The organism is Sphingomonas hylomeconis, assembly GCF_025370105.1.
Taxonomy (GTDB): Bacteria; Pseudomonadota; Alphaproteobacteria; order Sphingomonadales; family Sphingomonadaceae; genus Sphingomonas; species Sphingomonas hylomeconis.
Genome location: NZ_JANQBK010000001.1, coordinates 675,049 through 695,880 on the forward strand (window position 1 = coordinate 675,049; position 20,832 = coordinate 695,880).

Sequence of the window (20,832 nt, forward strand, 5' to 3'; positions counted from 1 at the left end):
TTTTTCTCCTAAGGGGCAGTGGCGGTCGGGCCCGCGGAAAGGCGGGCGGCAATGTGGCGGGCGATTGCGATCAGCGCGCGCTCGCTTTCGGCCGGGCCGATCAGTTGGACCGCGACGGGCATGCCGTCGGCATCGGTTCCGGCTGGCAGCGAGAGTGCAGGGAGACCGGCTATATTGGCGAGCGCAGTGAAATCGGCCTGGTTGGCGGGCGCGCGGGTGCCCTGTTCAAACGCGGCTTGCGGCGCGGTCGGCAGCAGCAACACGCCATCTGCGCCGATCCGTTCACGCAGCGCGGCGCCGATGTCTCCGAGCAGCGCCGGATCGGCAACCGCCCGATCGGCATAATCGAGCAGCCAGCGCAGCTCTTTCGACAGCAGATCGGCTTTGGCACTGCGCGCCGCGCCAAGCCAGTCGGACAGCTCACGCGCGCTCTTGACGAACCCCGCGGTGCGGACCGCGGACAACGGGCCCAGCCGCAGCGACGAACGCCCGAGATGATCGAGCGTGGCGAGCGCGCGATCATAAGCATCGCAGACGGCGGGTGCGCACTCCACATCGCCGAGATCGTCGAGCACCACGAGCCGGCCGAGCGCCGGGGCGGGCCGGGCTGCGCCGAGCGCCATCCACACCGCCTCGAGATCATCGAGGGAGCGGGCGAGCGGGCCGATACAGTCGAGCGAGCGGGCCAAAGGGATGAGCCCGTCGTCGGGCAGCGTGCCATTGGTCGGCTTGAGGCCGTAGACACCGCAATAGGCCGCGGGAATGCGTACCGAGCCCAACGTATCGGTGCCGAGCGAAGCGAAGCAGAAGCCAGCGGCCACCGCGGCACCGCTGCCGCCCGAGGATCCCCCGGGGGTGCGATTCCTGCCGATCGGGTTGCGTGCGGTCCCGAACCATATGTTATCGGTCGTGGCGCCAAGTGCCGCCTCGTGCATGTTCAGCGTGCCGAGCACCACTGCGCCCGCCGCGCGCAGCCGTTCGACGACCACGGCGTCGCGATCGGCGATGATGCCGCGACGCAGCGCCATGCCGGCATTCCATTCGAGCCCCGAGACCGCGATGTTCGCCTTGACCGCGATCGTCATGCCTTCGAGCGGGCGCACCTGCCCGCCAGCGAAGCGCGCATCGCTTTGCGCCGCAGCGTCGCGGGCGCCATTGCGATCGAGCGCGATGAAGCTGCGCAGCTCGGGATCCCGGCGGTCGATCTCCGCCAGTGCCGCCGCCACCACCGCGGCAATGCTCGTTTCACCGGCGCGCACCGCAGCATGCAGCGTGGCAAGGTCATGTATGGCCGATGAGCGGGCGGGCAGGGCGGCGGGGGCGGCCATTCAGTCGCGCTCGTCGATCAGGCGGATCGGCTTCTGGCGAACGTCGATCTGCGTCAGTGCCGCGGTGCCGCCCGGGGCTTCGAACTCGACGAGAACTTCCACGCCGAGCCCCTGGCGCAGCACCGAGGCGAGTTCTCCTCTGTTGCTGCCGCCCTTGCTCTCCAGCACCACCACCATGTCTTCGCGCTGCGTCGCGGGGTCGCGGACCATCCGGCACACGAACTCGCCCGTCAGATCGGGGCGGTTCTCGATGATCGCGCCGATCGCGTGCGGAAACACGTTGATGCCGCGCAGCTTGACCATGTTGTCGCTGCGACCCTTGAATCCGGCGATGCGCTTGAACACGATCCCGGTATCGCTCTGGCCCGACAGCTCGTGCGTGATGTCATGCGTATTGAAGCGGATGCACGGCGCGATATCGTCCTTGTAGAGGCACGTCACGACCATGTCGCCGGTGCCGCCCGGCGAGACCGCAGCACCGCTATCGACGTCGAGCAATTCGAGATACTGCGCGTCCTCCCAAACATAGAGGCCGTTGCGATCGGGGCCCTCACCCGCGATCGCGCCGGTGTCGCCGACGCCGTACCAGTCGAACGCCTTGGCCCCGCCCCAGGCGGCCTCGACCGCCGAGCGATCCTCGGTGCCGAGATGCGCAAAGATCATCCGGACGTTGAGCTGCTCGAGCAGCCCCTCTTCGCGTGCGACATCGGCGAGCTTGCGCAGATAATCGATGAATCCTGCCAGCACGGTCACGCCGAAATCGGCCATCAGCCGCACCTGCGCCAGCGAACGGGTTTCGATCCCGGTGCCCGCCGAAAGGAAGATCGAGTTGGTGTAGCGAGTGACGGCCTCGCGGATATAGTGGCCGCCGTTGATCATGCCGTGGCCATAGACCGACTGCACGACGTCCGACGGCTCGAGCCCCTGCCAGCGATACATCCGCCCGACCAGCAGGTTGGGCACTTCACGCCCCTTGGGGCCGAACAGCAATGGCTGGGGTCGGCCGGTCGTGCCCGACGTGGTGTGGAAGATCACCGGGACATGATCATCCCCCTCGATCCCCGCAAAATCGCCAAACGGGGGGCAAGCGGCGACCGAGGCCATCACGTCCGACTTGTCATAGGTCGGCAGCTTGGTGATGTCGGCCAGGCCGCGAATGTCGCCGGGCTCGATTCCCTGCGCGCCCCATAGCCGCTGATAGAAGGGAATCTGCCAGCCGCGCGCCATCAGCCTGCGGAACTGCGCATCCTGGATCGCGAACAACTGGTCGCGGCTCATGCCCTTGTAGCGCGCCTCGAATGCGTCACCGACCGGATAGGCGTCGAGCATCGCCTTGGCGTCGATCGCTTCGAAATAGGTCGGAAAGGTCATTGCGGCTCCGTCTGGGTAAGATAGGCAAGGGGTGCATCGAACAGCCGCGGATCGGCGGCGGGATCGGCGAGGGCGCGCGCCAGGCGCTGCTTCGCCGTGGCGCTCGCGGCGTCGAGCGGCGCGCCCGGGCTGCCCAGCGTATCGGCGATCGCACGCTCGATCCGCGTGCCGTCGGTGAGGGCGATGGTGAGACGCTGCGGCGAGAGCGCGTTGAGATCGGGGTTGGTGTCGACCGAGACCGTGAGCTTTTCGGCAAGCGCGCGCAGCGTGGGATCGGCGAACTGCCCGCTGGTGAAGCAGCGCGGATCGATCATCCCATCGCGCAGCATCAGCGCGGTTAGAAAGGGCAGACACAGCCGGGCATAGGCGGGGCTCATCTCCGGCATCGGCGGACGGCCGACGAGCCGCGCGATCAGCGGCGGCACCTCGGCATGGATCGTCGCGATCCGATCGGGCGCGATTACGCCCTCGGCCCGAAGCGCGGCGAGCGTACCGAGCGTCGCATGACTGGCGCGGCCCGACGGATAAGGCTTGGTGCTGACTTCGGCGATGCGCCAGACGCGACCCAGATCGCGCGTGTAGGTGGCGAGATCGCCCTCGTCGATCAGCTTGAAATAGCCGTACGGGCCCTCGAGCGCGTCGTGCGGGCCCGTGAGGCCGGCGCGCACCAGATCCACTGCGCATAGCGCGGCGCGCGCGGCGGTGGCGACTTGCAGCGGCAGCGCGACCGAGCCTTCGACATGCGCCTGCATGGTGCCGGCGCAAGCCGAATAAGCCGCGCCGAGGACATCGTCGAACTGACTACGGGAAAGTCCTTCGATCCGCGCGACCGCGAGCGCGGCGCCGATGCAGCCGGCGGTGGCGGGGCGGAAGAAGCGCAGCGCGCTGGTTGCGGCGATACCGAGGCCGCTTGCGACATCGACGCCGACCGCGATCGCGGCAAGCGCCTCGGCCGTGTCGCAGCCGCCGCGCCGGTCGATCGCCGCGCCGACCGCAGCGGTCACCACCGAGAGCGCATGAACCACAGCGGGTTCGTGTACCGCGTCCCATTCGAGGCAATGGATCGCAAAGCCGTTGAAGAATGCCGCCGACGGGGCGGGGAGGCGATCGGCGACGCCGAGCGCGCGCGCGTCGTCGCCGCTTCCCCAGCCCGTGACCGCGGCGAGGACTACGCGCCCAGCGGGCGATGCGGCACCGGCTGCGCCGACTGCCAGCGTATCGCCGAGCAGACGTTCGGTATCGGCGCGGACCGCCGCCGGGAGGCTGTGCGGCGCGTGTGCGAAATCGAGCAGCGCAGTGGTTGCGATCATGCCCAGACCTCAATCCAGTCGCGCGCGGCCTGTGACGAGTCGCTGTCGAGCGAAGCGGCAAGCGCGGCGTCGATCCCGGGCTCGGAGACGCCGCCCCACGCGAGCAGTGCATGCGCCTTGGCGATGATCGCGGCGCGGTCCATCGGCCGCTCGGGATCGCCCAGCGTATCGATCAGCGTCACTTCGCCGCTGGCGCTGCGCACCGTCGCGCCGAAATGGGCGGGGTAGCGCGCGGTGAATTCGCCATCCTCGCGCACGCTTATCCGCGCGCGCGCCGCGGCCAGCGACGCGACGCTGTCAGGCTCGAAATCGGCCAGTTCGGGCATGCCGCGCTCGGCGACGATCGCGACGGCATGCTGCAACGAAAACTTCGCCTCAATCACGCTGGCGGGGGCCGGGCGGTCGCAAAAGGTGATCGCGTCCGCATAGGTCGCGATCTCGATCGCGCCGTGCAGATGCCCCTGGCGCTTGAGCTCGAGTGCGGCGTCGATCGCCGGGTGCGCGTGGCGGCACGCGCCCCACGGCTTGAAACTGACCTCGCCGATCCGCCAGCCCTCGCCCAGCACCAGCGGGCGCGGCGTTTCGCATGTTGCGGCATGCAGGCCAAGCGGCCCGTCGAGCATCGCGCGCGGCCCGGTCACGCCCTGTACGGCAAGGCGCGCGGCGCGCCGCCCCGTGTCGACCACATGGGCGATATGCCATTGTTTCGCATCGTTGGGTTCGCGACGCATCTGCCACAACCCGCCCGCGACTGACCCCGCCAGCCCGAGCGCGGCGACGTAGGCCTCTGCATCGGCACCAGCGAGGCTGGCCGCCGTGGCGGCGGCGCCGAAGCCGCCCGCGGTCGCGCTGTTATGATAGAAGCCGTAATGCCGTGCATCGAAGGTCGCGCCGATGGCGATGACCGCTTCGTAGCCGCGGACGGCGGCGCTCAGCACTGTCGCCATATCAGTGGTGGCGTCCATCAGGGCGGTCGGCCAGACCACGGGGCCGGGATGCAGGATCGCACCGCGATGGACATCGTCCATCTCCAGGACGTTGCCGAGCCACGCCGCGCGTTCGATCGGCCGTTCGCCCGCCAGCTTGCGCGCGATCGGGCTTTGCCGGGCGGCGCCGACACAGGCGAGCCAATCAAGCAGGTGCAGACGCGCGCGTTGCTGCGAAGCCGGGTCGACCGTGCGCACGAGATGGGCGGCCATCGTTTCCGTCAGCGTGGCGGCATTGGCGCTCATCCGCCGAGCGCCGGGGTGGGGGCGGGGGTCCAGGGCGCGCCAGCGAAGCGGATCGCCGGCACAAGATGATGCGCGCCATCGCTCTCGATCAGCAAGCCGCGTTCGGCGACATGCGCCTGGCGTAGCGCCTCGGCGAAATCGAGCACCGGCGCGAAGGCGACATCGCGGTGCGCGAACCATGCGGTCCATTCGTCCCGTGTACGAGCCGCGAAGGTTTCCCGCAGGAACGCGATCGCCGGCATCTGGGCGTCGCCTGCCTCGCTCTCGGCCGAGGCGATCAGGTCGCTTCGGTCGAGCGCAGAAAGCAGGGTGCGGACGAACTTGGGCTCGCGTCCGCCGAGCGCGACGTGGCGCCCGTCGGCGGTGCGATAGACCTGGTAGAAGGCGGCACCGCCGAGCGAGCGTTGGCTCGCCGAGCGTGGCGCTGGGCCACCGGCCAGCGCATCGCCTGCGATGTGCACGCACCATGGCAGCAGCGAATCAAACATCGCGATATCGAGAACACTGCCGCGCCCGGTCTTTTCGCGGCCGATCAGCGCCATCAGCACCGCGGACAGCGCGGTCAGCCCGCCCGCCATGTCGGCGGCGGGAACGCCGGGCACCACCGGCATGCCGTCCGCCCCGTCATTGACCGAGAGAAAACCGGCCAGCGCCTGGACCACGATGTCATGCGCGGGATGATCGGCGAGACCGCCCGACTGGCCGAACGCGCTGATCGAGCAATAGATCACGCGCGGCGCGCGTTCCGCGACCAGTTCGGGCGCGAAGCCAAGCCGTGCCATCACGCCGGGTCGGAAACCCTCGACGAACACGTCGGCGCCGGCGATCAATTCCCACAGCTGCGCCTTGCCGTGGTCGGTCTTGAGATCGATCACCTGGCTTGTCTTGCCGCGGTTGAGGTTGCGGAACCACACCGAATGGCCGTTCTCGAACGGCGCCATCCGGCGCACGGGATCGCCCGCCGGCGGCTCGATCTTGATGACCTCGGCGCCCTGATCAGCCATCATCACGGTCATCATCGGGCCCGGAAAGAATTGCGAGCAATCGACGACTCGGATCCCGGTCAGGCTACCCATCAGACCACACCGTCGCGGCGCAGCGCCGCGATTTCGTCGGGATCGTAGCCCGCTTCGGCAAGCACCGAATCGGTATCCTGGCCGAGCAGCGGCGCCGCCCGGTTGGGCAGGCGCTGCCCGTCGATCCGGATCGGGTTGGCGAGCACCCGCAGCGCGGCGCGATCGGCATGCGGCACCTCGTCCACCATGCCCGTCTCGGCGAGATAGGGATTGTCCAGCGCTTCATCGAGACCATACACCGGCGCGACCGGCATATGGCCCTGCAATGCCGCCAGCCAATGGGCTGTCGGATATGCGGTAAGGATAGAATCGAGCACCTGCGTCAGCACGTCGCGGTTGGCGGTGCGCTCGGCCGGTGTGGCAAAGCGCGGATCCTGCGCGAGCTCGGGTCGGCCGATGCGATCGACCAGGACCGTCCAGAATTTCGGCAGCTGCGCCATGACGAAGATCCAGCCATCGGCGGTGCGATACAGCTGGCTCGGCGTAACCGACGGGTGGCTCGAGCGCGGCGTGCGCGTCACCACATCGCCCTCATTCAAATACCACATGGCGGGATAGCTGGTCTGGTGGAGCGCTGCCGACAGCAGATCGACGTCAACGTCGCGACCCACGCCGGTATCCTTGGCGGCGAGCAAGGCGGCCAGCAACCCGATCGACATCATTGTGCCGGTCATGAAATCGACGATCGACAGCCCGAACCGCGATGGCGGTCCGTCCGGTTCTCCGGTCAGCGACAGGAATCCCGCCTCCGCCTGCATCAGATAATCGTAGCCCGGCCATTTCTCGCGACTGTTTCCGCGGCCATAGGCAGACAGATGCGCGCAGACGATCGCCGGGTTGACGGCCTTCAGCGCGTCATAGGTCAGCCCCAGTTTCGCGGGCAGGTCGCCGCGCTGATTATTGGCTACCGCATGGCTGCGGGAAACCAGCTTGTGGAATACCTCCTGGCCGGCGGCGGTTTTCAGATCGAGCGTGATCGAGCGTTTGTTGAGGTTGAAGCTCTGGAAGAACAGGCTTTCCCGGGCACGCAGGAAATGCGGCCCGACCGCGCGCGCCGTGTCTCCCTCGGCACTTTCGACCTTGATCACCTCGGCGCCGAGCTGGGCGAGGAACATGGTGCCGTAGGGCCCGGCACCATATTGCTCGGCAGAAAGGATCCGATAGCCGGCCAGCGGCAGGGGGCGGGGCGTGTCCTCGCTCATCATGCGGGGTTCCGCTTGATCCACTGCTTCGAGATGATGATCCGCTGCATCTCGTTCGTGCCTTCGCCGATGCACATCAGCAGCGCATCGCGATAATAACGTTCGATCTCATATTCCTTCGAATAAGCGTAACCGCCGAAGATCCGCATCGCCTCCTCCGAATTGCGGACAGCCGCTTCGGATGCGTAATATTTAGCCATACCTGCCTCCATGTCGCAGCGGTCGCCGCGATCATAGGCCTCGGCGGCATCGAAGGTCAGCAGCCGCGCCGCGCGCGCGCGCGTCACCATCTCGCCGATCTTCAGCTGGATCGCCTGATGCTCGGCGATCGGCTTGCCCATCGTCTCGCGGACTTGCGCATATTCGGTGGCGAGCCGCAGTGACCCTTCGGCCAGGCCGACACCGCGCGCTGCGACGTTGATCCGACCAAGTTCGAGACCGCCGGTCGCCTGGAAGAATCCCTTGCCCTCGACCCCACCGATCAGGTTCGTTGCGGGAATACGGTAATTGTCGAACACCAGTTCGGCGGAATCGATCGACTTGTAGCCGAGTTTGTCGAACTTCTTGCCGACCGTGAACCCATCTGCCTTGGGGGCAATGAACAGGCTCATGCCCTTGTAGCGCGGATCGGCAGACTGATCGGTCTTGACGAGGAGCGCGAAGCAGCTCCCGTGGACGCCATTGGAAATCCAGGTCTTGGTGCCGTTGATGACATAGTCATCGCCGTCACGCACGGCGGTCATACGGATCGCCTGAAGATCGGTGCCGGCATTGGGCTCGGTCAGCGCCAGGCCACCGCGAATCTCGCCACTGGCCAGTTTCGGCAGCCATTCACGCTTCTGCTCTTCGGTGCCGAAGCGCTGGATCGCAACCGCCAGCATCAGATGCGAATTGAAGATGCCGGTTACCGCCATCCAATAGGAAGAGATCAGCGCGACGATCTTGGCATAGGTAACGGCTGGCAGCCCCAGACCGCCATATTCCGGATCGATCACCGCACCGAACAAGCCCAGCTCGGCCATCTGGTTGACGATTTCTTCAGGCCAGATGTCGCCGTGATCGTGTTTCATCACCACCGGCCTGACGTCGCGATCGACCCAGCGCGAAATCGTGTGAAGCAGTGCTTCCTCCTCTTCGGGAGGCAATTGCGCCACGGCGGTGCGGGTTTCCGAATTGCTCATTCTGCGATCAATCATCCACGGGGCCGAAGCCGTTTTTCCAGATCAGCATGGTGCGGTTGAACGTGCATACCACGTCGCCATGCTGGTTGAGGCCTGTCGTCTTGACGGTGACGATGCCCTGTTCGGGCCGCGAGCCAGACTCGCGTTTTTCAAGGACTTCGCTCTCGGCGTACAGCGTGTCACCGGGAAACAGTGGGTGGGTCAGGCGGATATTGTCCCAGCCCAAATTGGCGACGGCCTTCTGACTGAGGTCCGACACGCTCATTCCGACCATCAACGCGACGGTCAGGGGTGAGCATACCAAGGGCTTCCCAAATTCTGTCTTCTTGGCGAACTCATAATCGAAATGCGCCGGATGCGTGTTCATGGTCAGCAACGTGAACCACACATTATCGGTATCGGTGATCGTGCGGCCGGGACGATGTTCATAGATATGACCGACGACGAAATCCTCGTAGCTGCGGCCGAACACTTCCCTGAACCGGCCGGGTGAGATTTCCCTTGCCCCCTCACGCATCGTTGTTGCTCCTTTGATGATCTGATTTGGCTAGGATCCGGCGGAAACGCCGCATCACCGGTTCCTCGAGCATCCTGCCTTTGAACCGAATGGCGGCGCCACCCGCCGCCTCGAAAGCGGCGATCGCCTCGCGCGCGTCGGCGATTTCCTGGTCGCTCGGTCGCAATACGGTATTGATGATGTCGATCTGCGCCGGATGGATCGCGGCCTTCGCCTGGAAGCCGATCGCTTTTGCGCAGCGCGTTTCCTGCGTCAGCCCAGCGGTATCGTCGAGATGGATGAACGGCACGTCGATCGCCGGCCTGGCGGCCTCTGCGCACCCCAGCAAGAACGCGCCACGCGCGGCAAGCAGCGGTTCCCAGGCCAGTTCCACGCCCAGTTCGGCCGACATGTCGCCACCCCCGAACATCATCGCTGCCACCGATACCTCGGCGGCGATGCGCGCTGTTTCGCGTAGCCCGGCGGGCGTTTCGATCAATGGTACAATCGGCATGCCGGGTAACAGATTTGCGACGATGCGGATCTCGGCGGCCGACTCGACCTTCGGGATCAGCAGCAGTGCGGGGCGGTTGGCATGGTCGGCCAGCGCGAGCAGATCGCGCAGCCCGGCTGTCGTGTTCACGGCGTTGGTGCGCAGCGACAGGCGTGAAGAAAGCGATAGCGCTTCGAGCGCGACAATGCGGGCGGCGGCCTTCGATCCGGCCGGAACAGAGTCTTCCAGGTCGATGCAGATCGTGTCGGCGTCACTCGCCAGCGCCTTTTGGATTCGCGCGGGCGTTGCGGCCGATACAAACAGCAGGGTCGAGAGATAGGCTGCAGACAATGGCTCACCTCAAAATTTCTAGCTGATAGTTGTCCGGACAACCGGGGCAGGTCAAGGGGTTTCTGGCCGGGCTTGGTCGGGAGCGCTCGCTGGGGAATTAGAATTGCACGGGGTGCGGAGTCGGATCGGCAAGCAAGCAACTGAAAAACGGTCAAAAAACAAATCAAAATACAGGCGCACTCGAAGCGTCTCGGTCCACTATCTGCTGCGATGGTGGAATTTACGGAGGCCTGGGCGACGATTTTGCCTTGCTCTCATTTGGCGCTTGACAAGGCGGGATGATAACGAGAGGTTGTCCGGACAAATATAAAAAAGTCCGCAGGTTGCCGTGCCAACTAAACTTGATGGGGATGCGTAATGAGACTGAAACTTCTCGCTTCGACCAGCGCGCTTTGCGTCGCGATGGCGATCGTGCCGGCTAGTGCTCAGACGAGCGCATCTACGCAGTCGACCACGGCCGCTCCGGCGGACGGAGTAGCAGCGGACGAAGCACCAGAGGCGCAGGGTGGTCTGGCCGATATCGTGGTCACCGCGCAGCGCCGCAGTGAAAGCGTTCAGGACGTGCCGATCGCGATCTCTGCTTTCTCAAAAGCGGAAATCGAGGCGCGCGGGATAACGAACACGCTGGAGATCGCCCAGTACGTGCCAAATATGGTGGCGCAGGCGAATACCGGCCTGGGCTCGTCCAATTCGTTCTACATCCGCGGCATCGGCAGTACGGAATCGCTGCCGACCTTCGATCCGCCGGTCGGCACCTATATCGACGACATCTATATCAGCCGCCAGAACGCCAACAATCTCAGCCTGTTCGACGTCGAGCGCGTCGAGGTGCTGCGCGGGCCGCAGGGCACGCTGTTCGGGCGCAACACGACGGGCGGCGCGGTCAACGTCATCATGGCGCAGCCCCGCTTCGGTGAGTTCAAGGGCTTTGGCGAGGTCGGCTACGGCGCGTATAACAAGAAGCTGGTGCGCGGGTCGGTCGACATACCGCTTGCACCCACCTTCTCGGCCAAGGTCAGCGGTTACTGGCAGGACGATGACGGCTATGCGCGCAACGTGACGACCGGTCAGCGCGTCAATGACGATGATGGCTGGGGTGTCCGCCTAGGACTGCGCGGTGCGCTCAGCAGCTCGGTCCGCTGGAGTGGCTCCTTCGCGCATATCGTTGCCAACGGCGACAATATCCTCAACTTCGCGTGCAACCCGCTCAAGCCCACAGAATGCGACGGGCGCTACACCTCGACCGGGTATCGTAGTGGCAAGTCCGCCGAAACGTCACCCTTCGCACCGCTTGCAATCTCCGGACGCAAGGCGAACTATCTCAACGGCAACTACACTCAGAGCAACATCGTCACGTCGAACTTCGCCATCGATGTCGGGTCGAACGCCACGATCTCGCTGATCAGCGGATATATCCGCCAGGCGCAGCAATACGGTCTCGATTTCTACGATGGTCGCTCGGCGCCGACGCTTGCTGTGCCATATCCTGCCGTCACGCAGAATGCGCGCGGCGGCTTCGTCATCGTCAATGACAGCTATGCCGACCAGGTGAGCCAGGAAGTGAAGCTCAACGGTGAGATCGGTAAGGGCTTCATCGAATATGTCGCGGGCTTCTACTATATCAACGAAACCAACCGCTCCGACTTCGCGGATATCTTCAGCACCTCGCCGACCACGTCGCTGCTGCTCGCCGACCGTACGCTGCGCAATGGCACCGAGGCCTATGCCGGCTATGCGCAGGCCGATTTCAACATCACCGATACCATCAAGCTGACCGCGGGCATCCGCTACACCGACGAAACCAAGACGTTGGATATTTCGGACAACCGCCCGCAGTGCAATGTCAGCGGCGCCGCGCTGCCGGCAACATGCCTCGACAACGCCAACCTCATATCGGCGAACGGCACGGCGATCCCGACCCGGCTCAACACCAAGATCTGGACGCCGCGTTTCGCGATCAATTACAAGCCCAACTCCGATCTGCTATTTTTCGCCAGTGCGACGCGCGGTTTCAAATCGGGGGGCTGGGCCGCTCGCGCAAGCTCGCCGACCAACCTGCTGCCGTTCGATCCGGAAAAGGTCTGGAGCTACGAGGGGGGGGTGAAATCGGAATTCTTCAATCGTCGGGTACGCCTGAACCTCACCGCATACTGGACCGACGTTAGCGAGCTGCAGACCCCGGCCGGTGTGGTGGCGCCGAACGGCGCAGTGAGCTTCGTGACGCGCAATTTTGCCGATTACCGCAATCGCGGCATCGAGGCGGAACTCACTTTCGTGCCCGTCGATGGGCTTAACGTGTTCGTCAACGGTGGCTTCCAGGACGACAAGTACATCATCGATCCGAACGCACCCGAATTCGACCAATATGGCACGCGCTCGGTCGCATCGCAGCAAGCGCTGTGCCGTGCAGCGCTTGCGGGCGGTGCGATCGGGGGTGGCCCGGGAACCACGTCGGTGTGTGGCGTCGGCATCGTCGCGCCGAACGGGGACATCGCCACGCCGGTCCGCACGCCCAAATTCACGGTCTCGGTCGGCGGCAGCTACCAGATCCCGCTGGGCAGTTTGTCGTTGATCCCGAACGTCAACGCCGCCTATCGCGGTGAGCAGGAGGTGCAGGCCGCCAACGTGACGTATTATGACCAACCGATAACCGGCACCAATGGCACCTTTCCCGTCAATCCTTATGGCAATGGCGATATCGTGCTCGGCGCGCGGTCGCCAGGGGTGTGGATGGTCAATGCGGGCCTTGCGCTCAGCGGTCCCGACAAGGCTTGGCAGCTGTCGCTGACCTGCACCAACTGTCTCGATGAGGAAGCCGCCAACACCTATCTCGGCTACAACTACATCAATCCGCCGCGGAGCTGGATGGCCCGCCTCCGGCATAACTTCTGAGCATGGCGCGCGACGTGCCTCATGCCGCTGGTTCGGCTCCGGCCGGCTCGTCCGAGTTCAAGCTCGGCGGGCGGGTGCTGGCGGCGGCGCTGCTTGGCACCGCGTGCGGCGCGTCGCCATTGCCGTTCAATGTCCTGCCCCTCGTCATGGGGCCGATACATGACGAATTCGGTTGGGATTTCGCCGCGATCAGCGTCGGAATGACGATCTTCGGTACGACCGCGTCGCTGCTCGCGCCGGTGATTGGCGGGCTGGCGGACCGGGTGGGCGTCCGCCTGATCGGTCTATGGTCGCTGTTCGCCTTTGCGATGGTCTTTGCCGCCTTCTATTTCGTGCCCGGCAACATCGGTGGGTGGTATGCCTTCTGGCTGCTGCTGGGCGTGATCGGGATCGGCTCGACCCCGGTGACGTGGAGCCGCGCCGTCAGCATGTGGTTCGCCAAGAATCGCGGGTTGGCGCTCGGCATCATGCTGATCGGCACCAGTCTTGCGGCGCTGGTCGTGCCGCAGATCGCCAATTGGGCGATCCGGACGGGCGGCTGGCGGTTCGCGTTTCCGATCGTCGCGCTGCTTCCGCTGCTCGTGGCGCTGCCCGTTGCGATCGCCTGGTTCAGGGAACCCAAACCGGAGGAGGCACCCGCGGAAACGCGGATGGCCGATGGCAACGTCGCTGGCCTGACGCTTGGGCAGGCGATCCGGGGCTATCGCTTCTGGATGTTGATCGGATCGATCATCCTGATCTCGATCGCCTATGGCGGCGCGCACATCCATATGGCGCAGATCGTCAAGCTCCACGGCTTTACGCCGGCGACCGCGGCGAGCGTGCTGGGCGTGGTGGCGATGGGCATTCTTGCCGGGCGCGTGCTGGTCGGCCTGCTGTTCGACCGGATCTGGGCGCCGGGCGTCGCCTTCGCCTCGATGCTGCTGCCCGCGATCGCGTGCACGCTGCTGATGGGGACAGGCGGCGCGCTGAGCGTGGTGATGACCGGTGCGTTCCTGCTCGGCTTTGCGGCGGGCGCCGAATCCGATGTGATTGCCTTCCTTACCGCACGCTATTTCGGGATGCGGCATTACGGCCGGATCTACGGCATGCTCTACATGCCCTTCGGCATCGGATCGGGGGTCTCACCGATCCTCTACGGCGCGGTGCGCGATCGCACCGGCAGCTATGATGCGATGCTGATGGCAGCAATCTTCATGTTCGCGATCGGCGGCGCGATGCTGCTGTCGCTCGGACGATATCCTCGATTGGGAGAGACCGGTGGCCACCGACCTGCTTGATACGCCTGGCGTGCTCGATACGCTGACCGCGGCGGTCGGCGCCGACGCGCTCATCACCGACGACAAGGAGCTGGGCTTTTTCGGCCAGGATATCTTCAGCGTCGGCCAGCGTCCCATCGCGATCTTCCGGCCGCGCACCATCGAGGCGTTGTCGAAGGGCATCGCCGCGGCGGCACGCGCGGGGCTGGCAGTCGCGCCGCGCGGCGGCGGGATGAGCTATACCGGGGGGCTGCTCCCGGCCGATGCTGGCGCGCTGATCGTCGATGTCTCGGCGATGGATTCGATCCTGGCGATCAACGAAGAAGACATGACCGTCACGGTCGAGGCCGGGTGCACCTGGGCGAAGCTCTACAACAAGCTTCACCCGATGGGGCTGCGCCCGCCGGTCTGGGGAACGCTGTCGGGGCTGATCGCCAATGTCGGCGGCGGAATGAGCCAGAACGGCGTGTTCTGGGGTGCGGCGCGCGGACCGATCGTATCCTCGGCCCTGTCGTTCGATGTCGTGCTTGCCGATGGCCGCATCGTGCGCACCGGCAATCCCGGAATGCGCCCGTTCGGCCCCGACGTGACCGGGATTTTCGCCGCCGATTGTGGCGCGTTCGGGATCAAGGCGCAGATCACGCTGCCACTGATCCGCGAGGCCAATGCATTCGCTTATGGCAGCTTTGCTTTCACCGATGCCGCGGCCTTCATGGCGGCGATCAGCGAGATCGCGCGCGCGGGGCTTGCCACCGAGATCTTCGGCTTCGATCCCTTCCTCCAGGCACAGCGCATGAAGCGCGAGAGTCTTGCCAAGGATGCCAAGGCGCTGGTCGGGGTGATGAAGTCCCAGGGCGGTTTCTGGAAGGGGATCAAGGAAGGCGCCAAGATCGTCGCGGCGGGCCGCTCGTTCCTCGATGATGCGGGCTTTTCGGTCCACACTATCTGCGAAGGCCGCAACCAAGCGTCGGCCGACGCCGATCTGGACGCAATCGACGCGATCGTGAAAGCGGCGGGCGGGCGGCCGGTCGAAAACACGATCCCCAAGGTGATGCGCGCCAACCCGTTTCCCAACGTCAATTCGATGGTCGGGCCGCAGGGCGAGCGCTGGGTGCCGACGCATGGCGTGCTCCGCCATAGCAAGGCGCTGCCCGCGCTCAACGCGATCCTCGCGCTGTACGAACAGCATCGCGAGGCGATGGAGCGGCTAGAGATTGGTGCTGGCTATCTGTTCCTGACGATGGGCACGACGAGCTTCCTTCTCGAGCCGGTATTCTTCTGGCCCGACCAGCTCGAACAGGCGCACGAGCGTGCGATCGAGCCGGCGCACTATGCCAAGCTAACGCGCTTTCCCGCCAATCCCGAGGCGCGTGCGCTGGTCGAGACGCTGCGTGCCGGTCTGCTCGCAATCTTCGCGAGCCTCGAGGCGGGGCATTTCCAGATTGGGCGCGCTTATCCGCTCGAGCAGCGCAGCGATCCGGGCGCGTGGGAAATCCTCAAGGCGATCAAGCAGACGGTCGATCCCGATCGCCGGATGAACCCGGGGTCGCTCGGGCTGTGATCGTTCCGGGCCGATCGCCGCCGCGGGGGCGGGGCAGGGGATCGGCACGGTGTCGTACGCCAGCGCAGTACAGAAGGGCCTGATATGAAGCACGATGTTCCGCCGCCTTATACCGCCGTCACTCAGCATCCGGTGTTTCCCACGCCGAGCCATGACGAAGCGGCGCGGTTCGATTTCCTCGCCAATCTGAACAAATATCTCTCGGGCAGTATCGGCACCGGAAACAAGCGCGCCTATGAGACGCGTGTCCTGCCGGCGTTCCGGGCCGAGCATGGCCGCGATCCGGCCGATCGCACCGAGATCCGCCGCGCGATGAACCGCGATCCGTGGCATCGCTTCTGGTCTGCGCTCAAGCGCAACTCGATGGAAATGCGCCAGCAGAACGGCCGCCAGATGGCATTGCGCCAGATGGATGATCTCGAAAGCCACGCGCGCCAGTTCAACGAAGGCCGCGACACGCTCGAGCTCGATGCGGGCGTCGCGGTGCCGCGCTACCAGGCGGCGGTGGATATCCACTGCATGCCTGGCAGCTATCACGGGGAGGATCGCCCGGGCGATGTTTCGGCTGGAGCGAACTACGATGCCGGCATTTTCGCCACCACCGCAGGCGGGCTGGGCGCGCTTTCGGACGGCGGCGGGCAGGCGCTGGTCGAATGGATCAAGCGCGAGCGCCCGGGCTGGACCCCGCGCCGGATCCTCGATCTGGGATCGACGATCGGGCACAATATCGTCCCGCTTGCGCTCGCCTTTCCCGATACGGAGGTCATCGCGATCGATACCGCCGCGGCGTCGCTGCGCTACGGCCATGCGCGCGCGCAGGCGCTCGGCGCGCGCAACCTGCGCTTCATCCAGATGAACGCCGAGGATATGCACCGCTTTGGCGACGGACATTTCGACTGGGTGCAGACGACGATGTTCCTGCACGAGCTTTCGGGCACCGCACTGCCGCGGATCATCCGAGAGGGTTACCGCGTGCTCGCCCCCGGTGGGCTGATGTTCCACCTCGAGCAGCCCGAATATACCGACGAGATGCCGCTTTACGAGCAGTTCATTCGCGATTGGGACGCGTTCAACAACAACGAGCCTTTCTGGTCGGCGATGCATTCGCTCGACATGAAGCAGGTGATGATCGACGCGGGCTTCGCGCACGGCAGCCTATTCACCAGTGGGGTGCGCGCGGTGGTCGATACCGATGTCTTCCCCGAGGCCAAATCGGGCGGCGATGAGGATCATGGCCGGGCCGCGTACTGGCACGCGTACGGCGCCTGGAAAGCGGCCTGACGCCGCGGCCTATTCCCCTCACCCGACCGAAGCAAGAGCCCCGCAAGACTGCGGCAGGAGATTGATGTGAGCGACGAACCCCTCGACTGGATCGCCCTTGCCGGCAAGCGCGCCAAGGGCAAGCGCCCCGACTATTTCGACGATCCCGCCGTCGATCGGCTGCTGTCGATCGTGATGGCACTGGTGGGCGAGGTCTCGGTCCAGCGCCAGCGCGGCGACACGCTCGAACGGCTGCTCGAGGCAAAGGGCATCGTCGCGCGCGAAGACATCGAAAGCTTCGTTCCCGATCGCGCGGCGGCCGAGGAACGCGGCGTGGCGACCAAGGCCTATATCGCCCGCGTCATGCGCGGGGTGCAGCAGGCGATGGAAGCCATGGCGGCAGACGACAAGCCGGTAGAACAAGTGAGTGAGGAGCTCAAAAAGCTATGATGAAGCACCGTTCGGTTCGCGGAAAGATCCGCTACACCTCGAAGAAGCCCGAAATGCTCGATCACGAGCGCGGCCGGGAATGGTTCGCCTTCACGCATCACGATGACGGCTCGGTGATCGTGCGCGCGCAATGCGAGATCGAGGAGCCCGCCCCGACGGTGTTGCGCGACATCGTCTATGCGGTCGGCCCCGACGGCCGTCCGCGTAACCTCCACGTCCATCTGACGGTGGGGGACGCGTTCATGGGATCGGGCTGGTTCAACGTCGACGCCGGCGACGAGGGCGGGGTGATCGAATGCGAGAGCCACGGGCCGAGCATCGGCCGGCTTTCGCAGGTGGTGAATTTCGAAGGGCCGATCGACGCGCTCGGGACGCACCCGATTATCTGCGATGCGTTCAACACACGCTGCATCGATGTCTCGAAGGGGCCACATCGCCGCACGCTGCGCTGTTACCTGCCATCGCCCGATCACCGCGGCGCGACGCCGCCGATCGCGGTCGAGGTCAAGATCGATCTCGAATATCTCGGCGACGAGGAAGTGACGGTCGAGGCGGGCACGTTCGCTTGCCGGCACTTCCGCTTCGTCGACGATACGGAGACCGGGATGGGCGGGAAGACGCACCCGCATTACGACCTGTGGGTGACCGCAGACGAGGACGCGATCTTCGTTCAGGGTGGGGTCGGCGGCTATATGCAGACCTGGTACGAACTGGTCGAACTCGAGCGCTGAGACGGTGAATGCCCCGCGCCGTCGTGCCGAACCGGCCGGCGGAGCGGGGCACTGGCGCGGCCGGACCCATCGGCGTTGCGGCAGCGCGCCTCAGGCGTTCGCTTCCTGCGCCGCCCAGGCATCGACAATTGCCCCGCCGGGGGCGACCCACGCCTCGGCGCGGCCCGCGAGATCGGCGATCATCGTCTCGATCGCGTCGATGCGGTACGGCAATCCGGAAATATAGGGCGTCAGATGCACCGGCAGCAGCCGGGCATCGGTCTGCCCCGCCTCGCGCGCGAGCCAGTCGAATGCGTCGCCGAGCTGCTCGGCATAGCTGTCGGCCGATTGCTGCTGGACCGCGATCACCTGTCGATCGGAAAGCTCGTGGTTGAGCGGAAGGTTTAGCAGCCCGTTGCTGAAGCGGTACGGAAGCTCGTCATTGACCCAGTCGCAGCCATAAACGAGCCCGGCCGCGTGGAGCAGATCGAGCGTATTGAAGCTCTGCGAGCGCGCGATCGACAGCCAGCCACGCGGGCGCGTGCCGGCCACCCGTTCGATCGTGTCGAGCGATCGGGCGATCAGCGCGCGTTCCTGCTCGATCGGCAGGCCGCTCGCGATCGTGCCGTTCATGTCGGTCGAATGCGCGATGATTTCGTGGCCGGCGCCGACGATCTCGACGATCAGCTCGGGATAGCGTTCGGCGATCGTCGAATTGATCGCGATCGAGGCGGTGACGCCGGCCTTCGCAAAGGCGTCCAGCAGGCGATAGAAGCCGACGCGCGTGCCATATTCGCGGGCGGTGTAATGGCGGTAATCCGGGTAGGGCGTCACCATATGACCTGGCGCGCGGAACGGGGTGTCACTCGGGGTCAGCGGAAACCATTCGAGGCTGACACAGAACCATACCGCCACCCCCTTGTCGCCCGGCCAGCGCAGCTTGGGCCGGTCCTTGATCGCCGACCACGAGTACAGATCATGATCATAACCCAATTGGCGCTTGGGGTAGGTGAGGTAGCTGGGGTCGAGAGTCATGCGCCGTCTCCCGCTTGCTGCCCGCGCCAGGCATCGATGATTTCCCCCGCCCGCGCGATCCAGGCGCGGCCATCGCCCGCGATATGCTCCAGCACGCGTTCGAATGCTGCGATCCGATGTGGCTGGCCGATCAGATAGGCATGGAGGGGGATGCACATTACCGTGCCGGAGGCCGCGCCTTCGCTTGCGAGCCGCTCATATTGGCGGATCAGCGTGTCGGCATAGTCGCGCGGGGACATATTGTAGACGAAGAAGCCGTAATGATCGTTGACCTCCAGGCTGTAGGGGATCGATGCGAGCCGCCCGCGCGTCACCTTCACGTCGCCGACCTGATCATCGTGATACAGGTCGCAGGTATAATCGAGCCCATATTCGGCGATCAGGTCCAGCGTACGCGGCGTGTGGGTCAGCGCCGGCGCCAGCCAGCCACGAATTCGCTGGCCGGTCGCGGCCTGCACCGTTTCGATCGAATCCTCGATGATCGCGCGCTCCTGCGCCTCGTCCATGCCGTAGGCGTAACGCGTATTGTAAATGCCGTGACTGAAGAACTCCCAGCCACGCCGCGCACCATCTTCGACCACCTCGGGGTGGTGCTGACACAGCGCGACCGACAGGCTGACCGATCCTGGAAAGCCGTGGCGGCTCATCACCTCCGCCATCCGCCAGTGCGATACACGGTTCGAATGGTCGCGGTGGGCATAGCCGACGACATCGGGATGCGGTTTTGCCCAGCTCTTGCGATGCGGATTGGCCGGCGGATCGATCTCGTAATATTCGAGATTGGGTGCGACCCAGACGGCGACGGTTTTGCCCCCGGGCCAGACGATGCGTGGGCGGTTCCTATAGGGCTGGAAAGCGTAAAGGCCGGGGTCGGCTGACTGTGCCTCAGCCACGGCGCGCTTCCAGCCAGTCGATGACGGTCTGGACCGGTTCGACATCCGCATATTTGAGCTGGAGGTCGGTCAGGTTGGCGAAGTGATAGCTGGCATGTTTGTCCGCGCAGGTTTCGATCGGGACGATGGTCCGATAGCCCCGGCTGAGCGAATCCACGGCAGTCGCGCGCACACAGCCCGATGTCGATCCGCCGGTAACCACAACGGTGTCCACCTGGTGCCAGATGAGCAGGCTTTGCAGCGGCGTTTCGAAGAACGCCGACGGCATGCGCTTGGTGTAGATCGCATCCAGGCCATGATCGATATCACAGCGATCGTCGAAGTGGTGGCGGCGGCTATCGACCTTGATGTTCTGAAGGCTGTCGGCGGTATTGGTGCGCGTACCCCAGACACCGGCATCGCTGGCATCGTCCATATAGGCGACATGGGTCCAGATTACCGGCATGTCTCGTTCGCGCGCCAGCCGAGACAGAGTGTTGGCATATTCGATCTGCCGCGGATCGGTTTCATACGCGGTCTTGAACTCGTCGATCCGTGTATAGGCGTTCTGAAAATCAACGTTCACGATGGCGAGCTTTTTGCCGAAGCCGAATTTCGTTCGCGCCGGATTGGCCATCACTTCCTCGAAGATCTGCCGCGCCGTGCGGTCATCCTCGACCATCCGGGTGCCAATGATCTCGGTCATGGAATGTCTCCTTGTTCGCGGAAACGAACATGCTTGGTCGAAAAGGG

At 65.1% G+C, this 20,832-nt stretch carries 18 protein-coding genes; 6 read left to right on the forward strand and 12 right to left on the reverse strand.

Annotated features, from left to right (window positions below):
• Window positions 1-8: 8 nt before the first annotated feature.
• From NV401_RS03375 to NV401_RS03415, 9 genes are read right to left on the reverse strand one after another with little or no spacing between them, the layout of a single operon-like run.
• Window positions 9-1,328, reverse strand: coding sequence for an amidase (locus NV401_RS03375; RefSeq protein ID WP_261292955.1), 1,320 nt, complete (start codon window positions 1,326-1,328; stop codon window positions 9-11).
• Window positions 1,329-2,699 (reverse strand): phenylacetate--CoA ligase family protein, encoded by a 1,371-nt coding sequence (locus NV401_RS03380; RefSeq protein ID WP_261292956.1) that lies wholly within the window; start codon window positions 2,697-2,699, stop codon window positions 1,329-1,331.
• A complete protein-coding gene (locus tag NV401_RS03385; RefSeq protein WP_261292957.1) occupies window positions 2,696-4,009 on the reverse strand; it encodes an MmgE/PrpD family protein in 1,314 nt (437 codons plus the stop codon). Before NV401_RS03385 ends, NV401_RS03380 begins: the two co-directional genes overlap by 4 nt.
• Complete coding sequence (locus NV401_RS03390; protein WP_261292958.1) at window positions 4,006-5,241, reverse strand: MmgE/PrpD family protein; 1,236 nt, start codon at window positions 5,239-5,241, stop codon at window positions 4,006-4,008. The genes NV401_RS03385 and NV401_RS03390 overlap by 4 nt, the downstream gene beginning before the upstream one ends.
• Complete coding sequence (locus NV401_RS03395; protein ID WP_261292959.1) at window positions 5,238-6,317, reverse strand: CaiB/BaiF CoA transferase family protein; 1,080 nt, start codon at window positions 6,315-6,317, stop codon at window positions 5,238-5,240. The genes NV401_RS03390 and NV401_RS03395 overlap by 4 nt, the downstream gene beginning before the upstream one ends.
• Window positions 6,317-7,519, reverse strand: a complete 1,203-nt coding sequence (locus NV401_RS03400; RefSeq protein WP_261292960.1) for a CaiB/BaiF CoA transferase family protein — start codon at window positions 7,517-7,519, stop codon at window positions 6,317-6,319. The genes NV401_RS03395 and NV401_RS03400 overlap by 1 nt, the downstream gene beginning before the upstream one ends.
• Window positions 7,519-8,700, reverse strand: coding sequence for an acyl-CoA dehydrogenase family protein (locus tag NV401_RS03405; protein ID WP_261292961.1), 1,182 nt, complete (start codon window positions 8,698-8,700; stop codon window positions 7,519-7,521). Before NV401_RS03405 ends, NV401_RS03400 begins: the two co-directional genes overlap by 1 nt.
• Before the next feature lie 7 nt (window positions 8,701-8,707).
• A complete protein-coding gene (locus tag NV401_RS03410) occupies window positions 8,708-9,217 on the reverse strand; it encodes a MaoC family dehydratase (protein ID WP_261292962.1) in 510 nt (169 codons plus the stop codon).
• Window positions 9,210-10,040, reverse strand: a complete 831-nt coding sequence (locus NV401_RS03415; protein WP_261292963.1) for an HpcH/HpaI aldolase/citrate lyase family protein — start codon at window positions 10,038-10,040, stop codon at window positions 9,210-9,212. Before NV401_RS03415 ends, NV401_RS03410 begins: the two co-directional genes overlap by 8 nt.
• 357 nt (window positions 10,041-10,397) lie before the next feature.
• On the opposite strand from NV401_RS03415, the gene NV401_RS03420 reads away from it, so the two are divergent.
• The 6 genes from NV401_RS03420 to NV401_RS03445 all read left to right on the forward strand — a co-directional run bounded on the left by NV401_RS03420 (window position 10,398) and on the right by NV401_RS03445 (window position 18,193).
• Window positions 10,398-12,932, forward strand: a complete 2,535-nt coding sequence (locus NV401_RS03420) for a TonB-dependent receptor (RefSeq protein ID WP_261292964.1) — start codon at window positions 10,398-10,400, stop codon at window positions 12,930-12,932.
• Between the two features lie 2 nt (window positions 12,933-12,934).
• Window positions 12,935-14,212, forward strand: a complete 1,278-nt coding sequence (locus NV401_RS03425; RefSeq protein WP_261292965.1) for an MFS transporter — start codon at window positions 12,935-12,937, stop codon at window positions 14,210-14,212.
• Window positions 14,193-15,752 (forward strand): FAD-binding oxidoreductase, encoded by a 1,560-nt coding sequence (locus NV401_RS03430; RefSeq protein ID WP_261292966.1) that lies wholly within the window; start codon window positions 14,193-14,195, stop codon window positions 15,750-15,752. The genes NV401_RS03425 and NV401_RS03430 overlap by 20 nt, the downstream gene beginning before the upstream one ends.
• 84 nt (window positions 15,753-15,836) lie before the next feature.
• Window positions 15,837-17,033, forward strand: coding sequence for a class I SAM-dependent methyltransferase (locus NV401_RS03435; protein ID WP_261292967.1), 1,197 nt, complete (start codon window positions 15,837-15,839; stop codon window positions 17,031-17,033).
• Between the two features lie 66 nt (window positions 17,034-17,099).
• Entirely contained in the window at window positions 17,100-17,462 is a 363-nt protein-coding gene (locus NV401_RS03440; protein WP_261292968.1) for a hypothetical protein, read from the forward strand.
• On the forward strand, window positions 17,462-18,193 hold the full coding sequence (locus NV401_RS03445; RefSeq protein WP_261292969.1) for a DUF3108 domain-containing protein: 732 nt from the start codon (window positions 17,462-17,464) through the stop codon (window positions 18,191-18,193). The genes NV401_RS03440 and NV401_RS03445 overlap by 1 nt, the downstream gene beginning before the upstream one ends.
• A gap of 90 nt (window positions 18,194-18,283) precedes the next feature.
• Here the strand turns inward: NV401_RS03445 and NV401_RS03450 are convergent, their stop codons facing one another.
• From NV401_RS03450 to NV401_RS03460, 3 genes are read right to left on the reverse strand one after another with little or no spacing between them, the layout of a single operon-like run.
• Window positions 18,284-19,207: a polysaccharide deacetylase family protein gene (locus tag NV401_RS03450; RefSeq protein ID WP_261292970.1), complete on the reverse strand. Its 924-nt coding sequence runs from the start codon at window positions 19,205-19,207 to the stop codon at window positions 18,284-18,286.
• Window positions 19,204-20,100, reverse strand: coding sequence for a polysaccharide deacetylase family protein (locus NV401_RS03455; protein ID WP_261292971.1), 897 nt, complete (start codon window positions 20,098-20,100; stop codon window positions 19,204-19,206). Before NV401_RS03455 ends, NV401_RS03450 begins: the two co-directional genes overlap by 4 nt.
• A complete protein-coding gene (locus NV401_RS03460; protein ID WP_261292972.1) occupies window positions 20,093-20,785 on the reverse strand; it encodes an isochorismatase family protein in 693 nt (230 codons plus the stop codon). The genes NV401_RS03455 and NV401_RS03460 overlap by 8 nt, the downstream gene beginning before the upstream one ends.
• Between the last annotated feature and the right edge of the window lie 47 nt (window positions 20,786-20,832).

What these genes read in the sequence shown, in the direction of transcription:
- NV401_RS03375 (WP_261292955.1), bottom strand. Translation starts at nt 1,328, where the DNA reads ATGGCCGCCCCCGCCGCCCTGCCCGCCCGCTCATCGGCCATACATGAC.
- NV401_RS03380 (WP_261292956.1), bottom strand. Translation starts at nt 2,699, where the DNA reads ATGACCTTTCCGACCTATTTCGAAGCGATCGACGCCAAGGCGATGCTC.
- NV401_RS03385 (WP_261292957.1), bottom strand. Translation starts at nt 4,009, where the DNA reads ATGATCGCAACCACTGCGCTGCTCGATTTCGCACACGCGCCGCACAGC.
- NV401_RS03390 (WP_261292958.1), bottom strand. Translation starts at nt 5,241, where the DNA reads ATGAGCGCCAATGCCGCCACGCTGACGGAAACGATGGCCGCCCATCTC.
- NV401_RS03395 (WP_261292959.1), bottom strand. Translation starts at nt 6,317, where the DNA reads ATGGGTAGCCTGACCGGGATCCGAGTCGTCGATTGCTCGCAATTCTTT.
- NV401_RS03400 (WP_261292960.1), bottom strand. Translation starts at nt 7,519, where the DNA reads ATGAGCGAGGACACGCCCCGCCCCCTGCCGCTGGCCGGCTATCGGATC.
- NV401_RS03405 (WP_261292961.1), bottom strand. Translation starts at nt 8,700, where the DNA reads ATGAGCAATTCGGAAACCCGCACCGCCGTGGCGCAATTGCCTCCCGAA.
- NV401_RS03410 (WP_261292962.1), bottom strand. Translation starts at nt 9,217, where the DNA reads ATGCGTGAGGGGGCAAGGGAAATCTCACCCGGCCGGTTCAGGGAAGTG.
- NV401_RS03420 (WP_261292964.1), top strand. Translation starts at nt 10,398, where the DNA reads ATGAGACTGAAACTTCTCGCTTCGACCAGCGCGCTTTGCGTCGCGATG.
- NV401_RS03425 (WP_261292965.1), top strand. Translation starts at nt 12,935, where the DNA reads ATGGCGCGCGACGTGCCTCATGCCGCTGGTTCGGCTCCGGCCGGCTCG.
- NV401_RS03435 (WP_261292967.1), top strand. Translation starts at nt 15,837, where the DNA reads ATGAAGCACGATGTTCCGCCGCCTTATACCGCCGTCACTCAGCATCCG.
- NV401_RS03445 (WP_261292969.1), top strand. Translation starts at nt 17,462, where the DNA reads ATGAAGCACCGTTCGGTTCGCGGAAAGATCCGCTACACCTCGAAGAAG.
- NV401_RS03450 (WP_261292970.1), bottom strand. Translation starts at nt 19,207, where the DNA reads ATGACTCTCGACCCCAGCTACCTCACCTACCCCAAGCGCCAATTGGGT.
- NV401_RS03460 (WP_261292972.1), bottom strand. Translation starts at nt 20,785, where the DNA reads ATGACCGAGATCATTGGCACCCGGATGGTCGAGGATGACCGCACGGCG.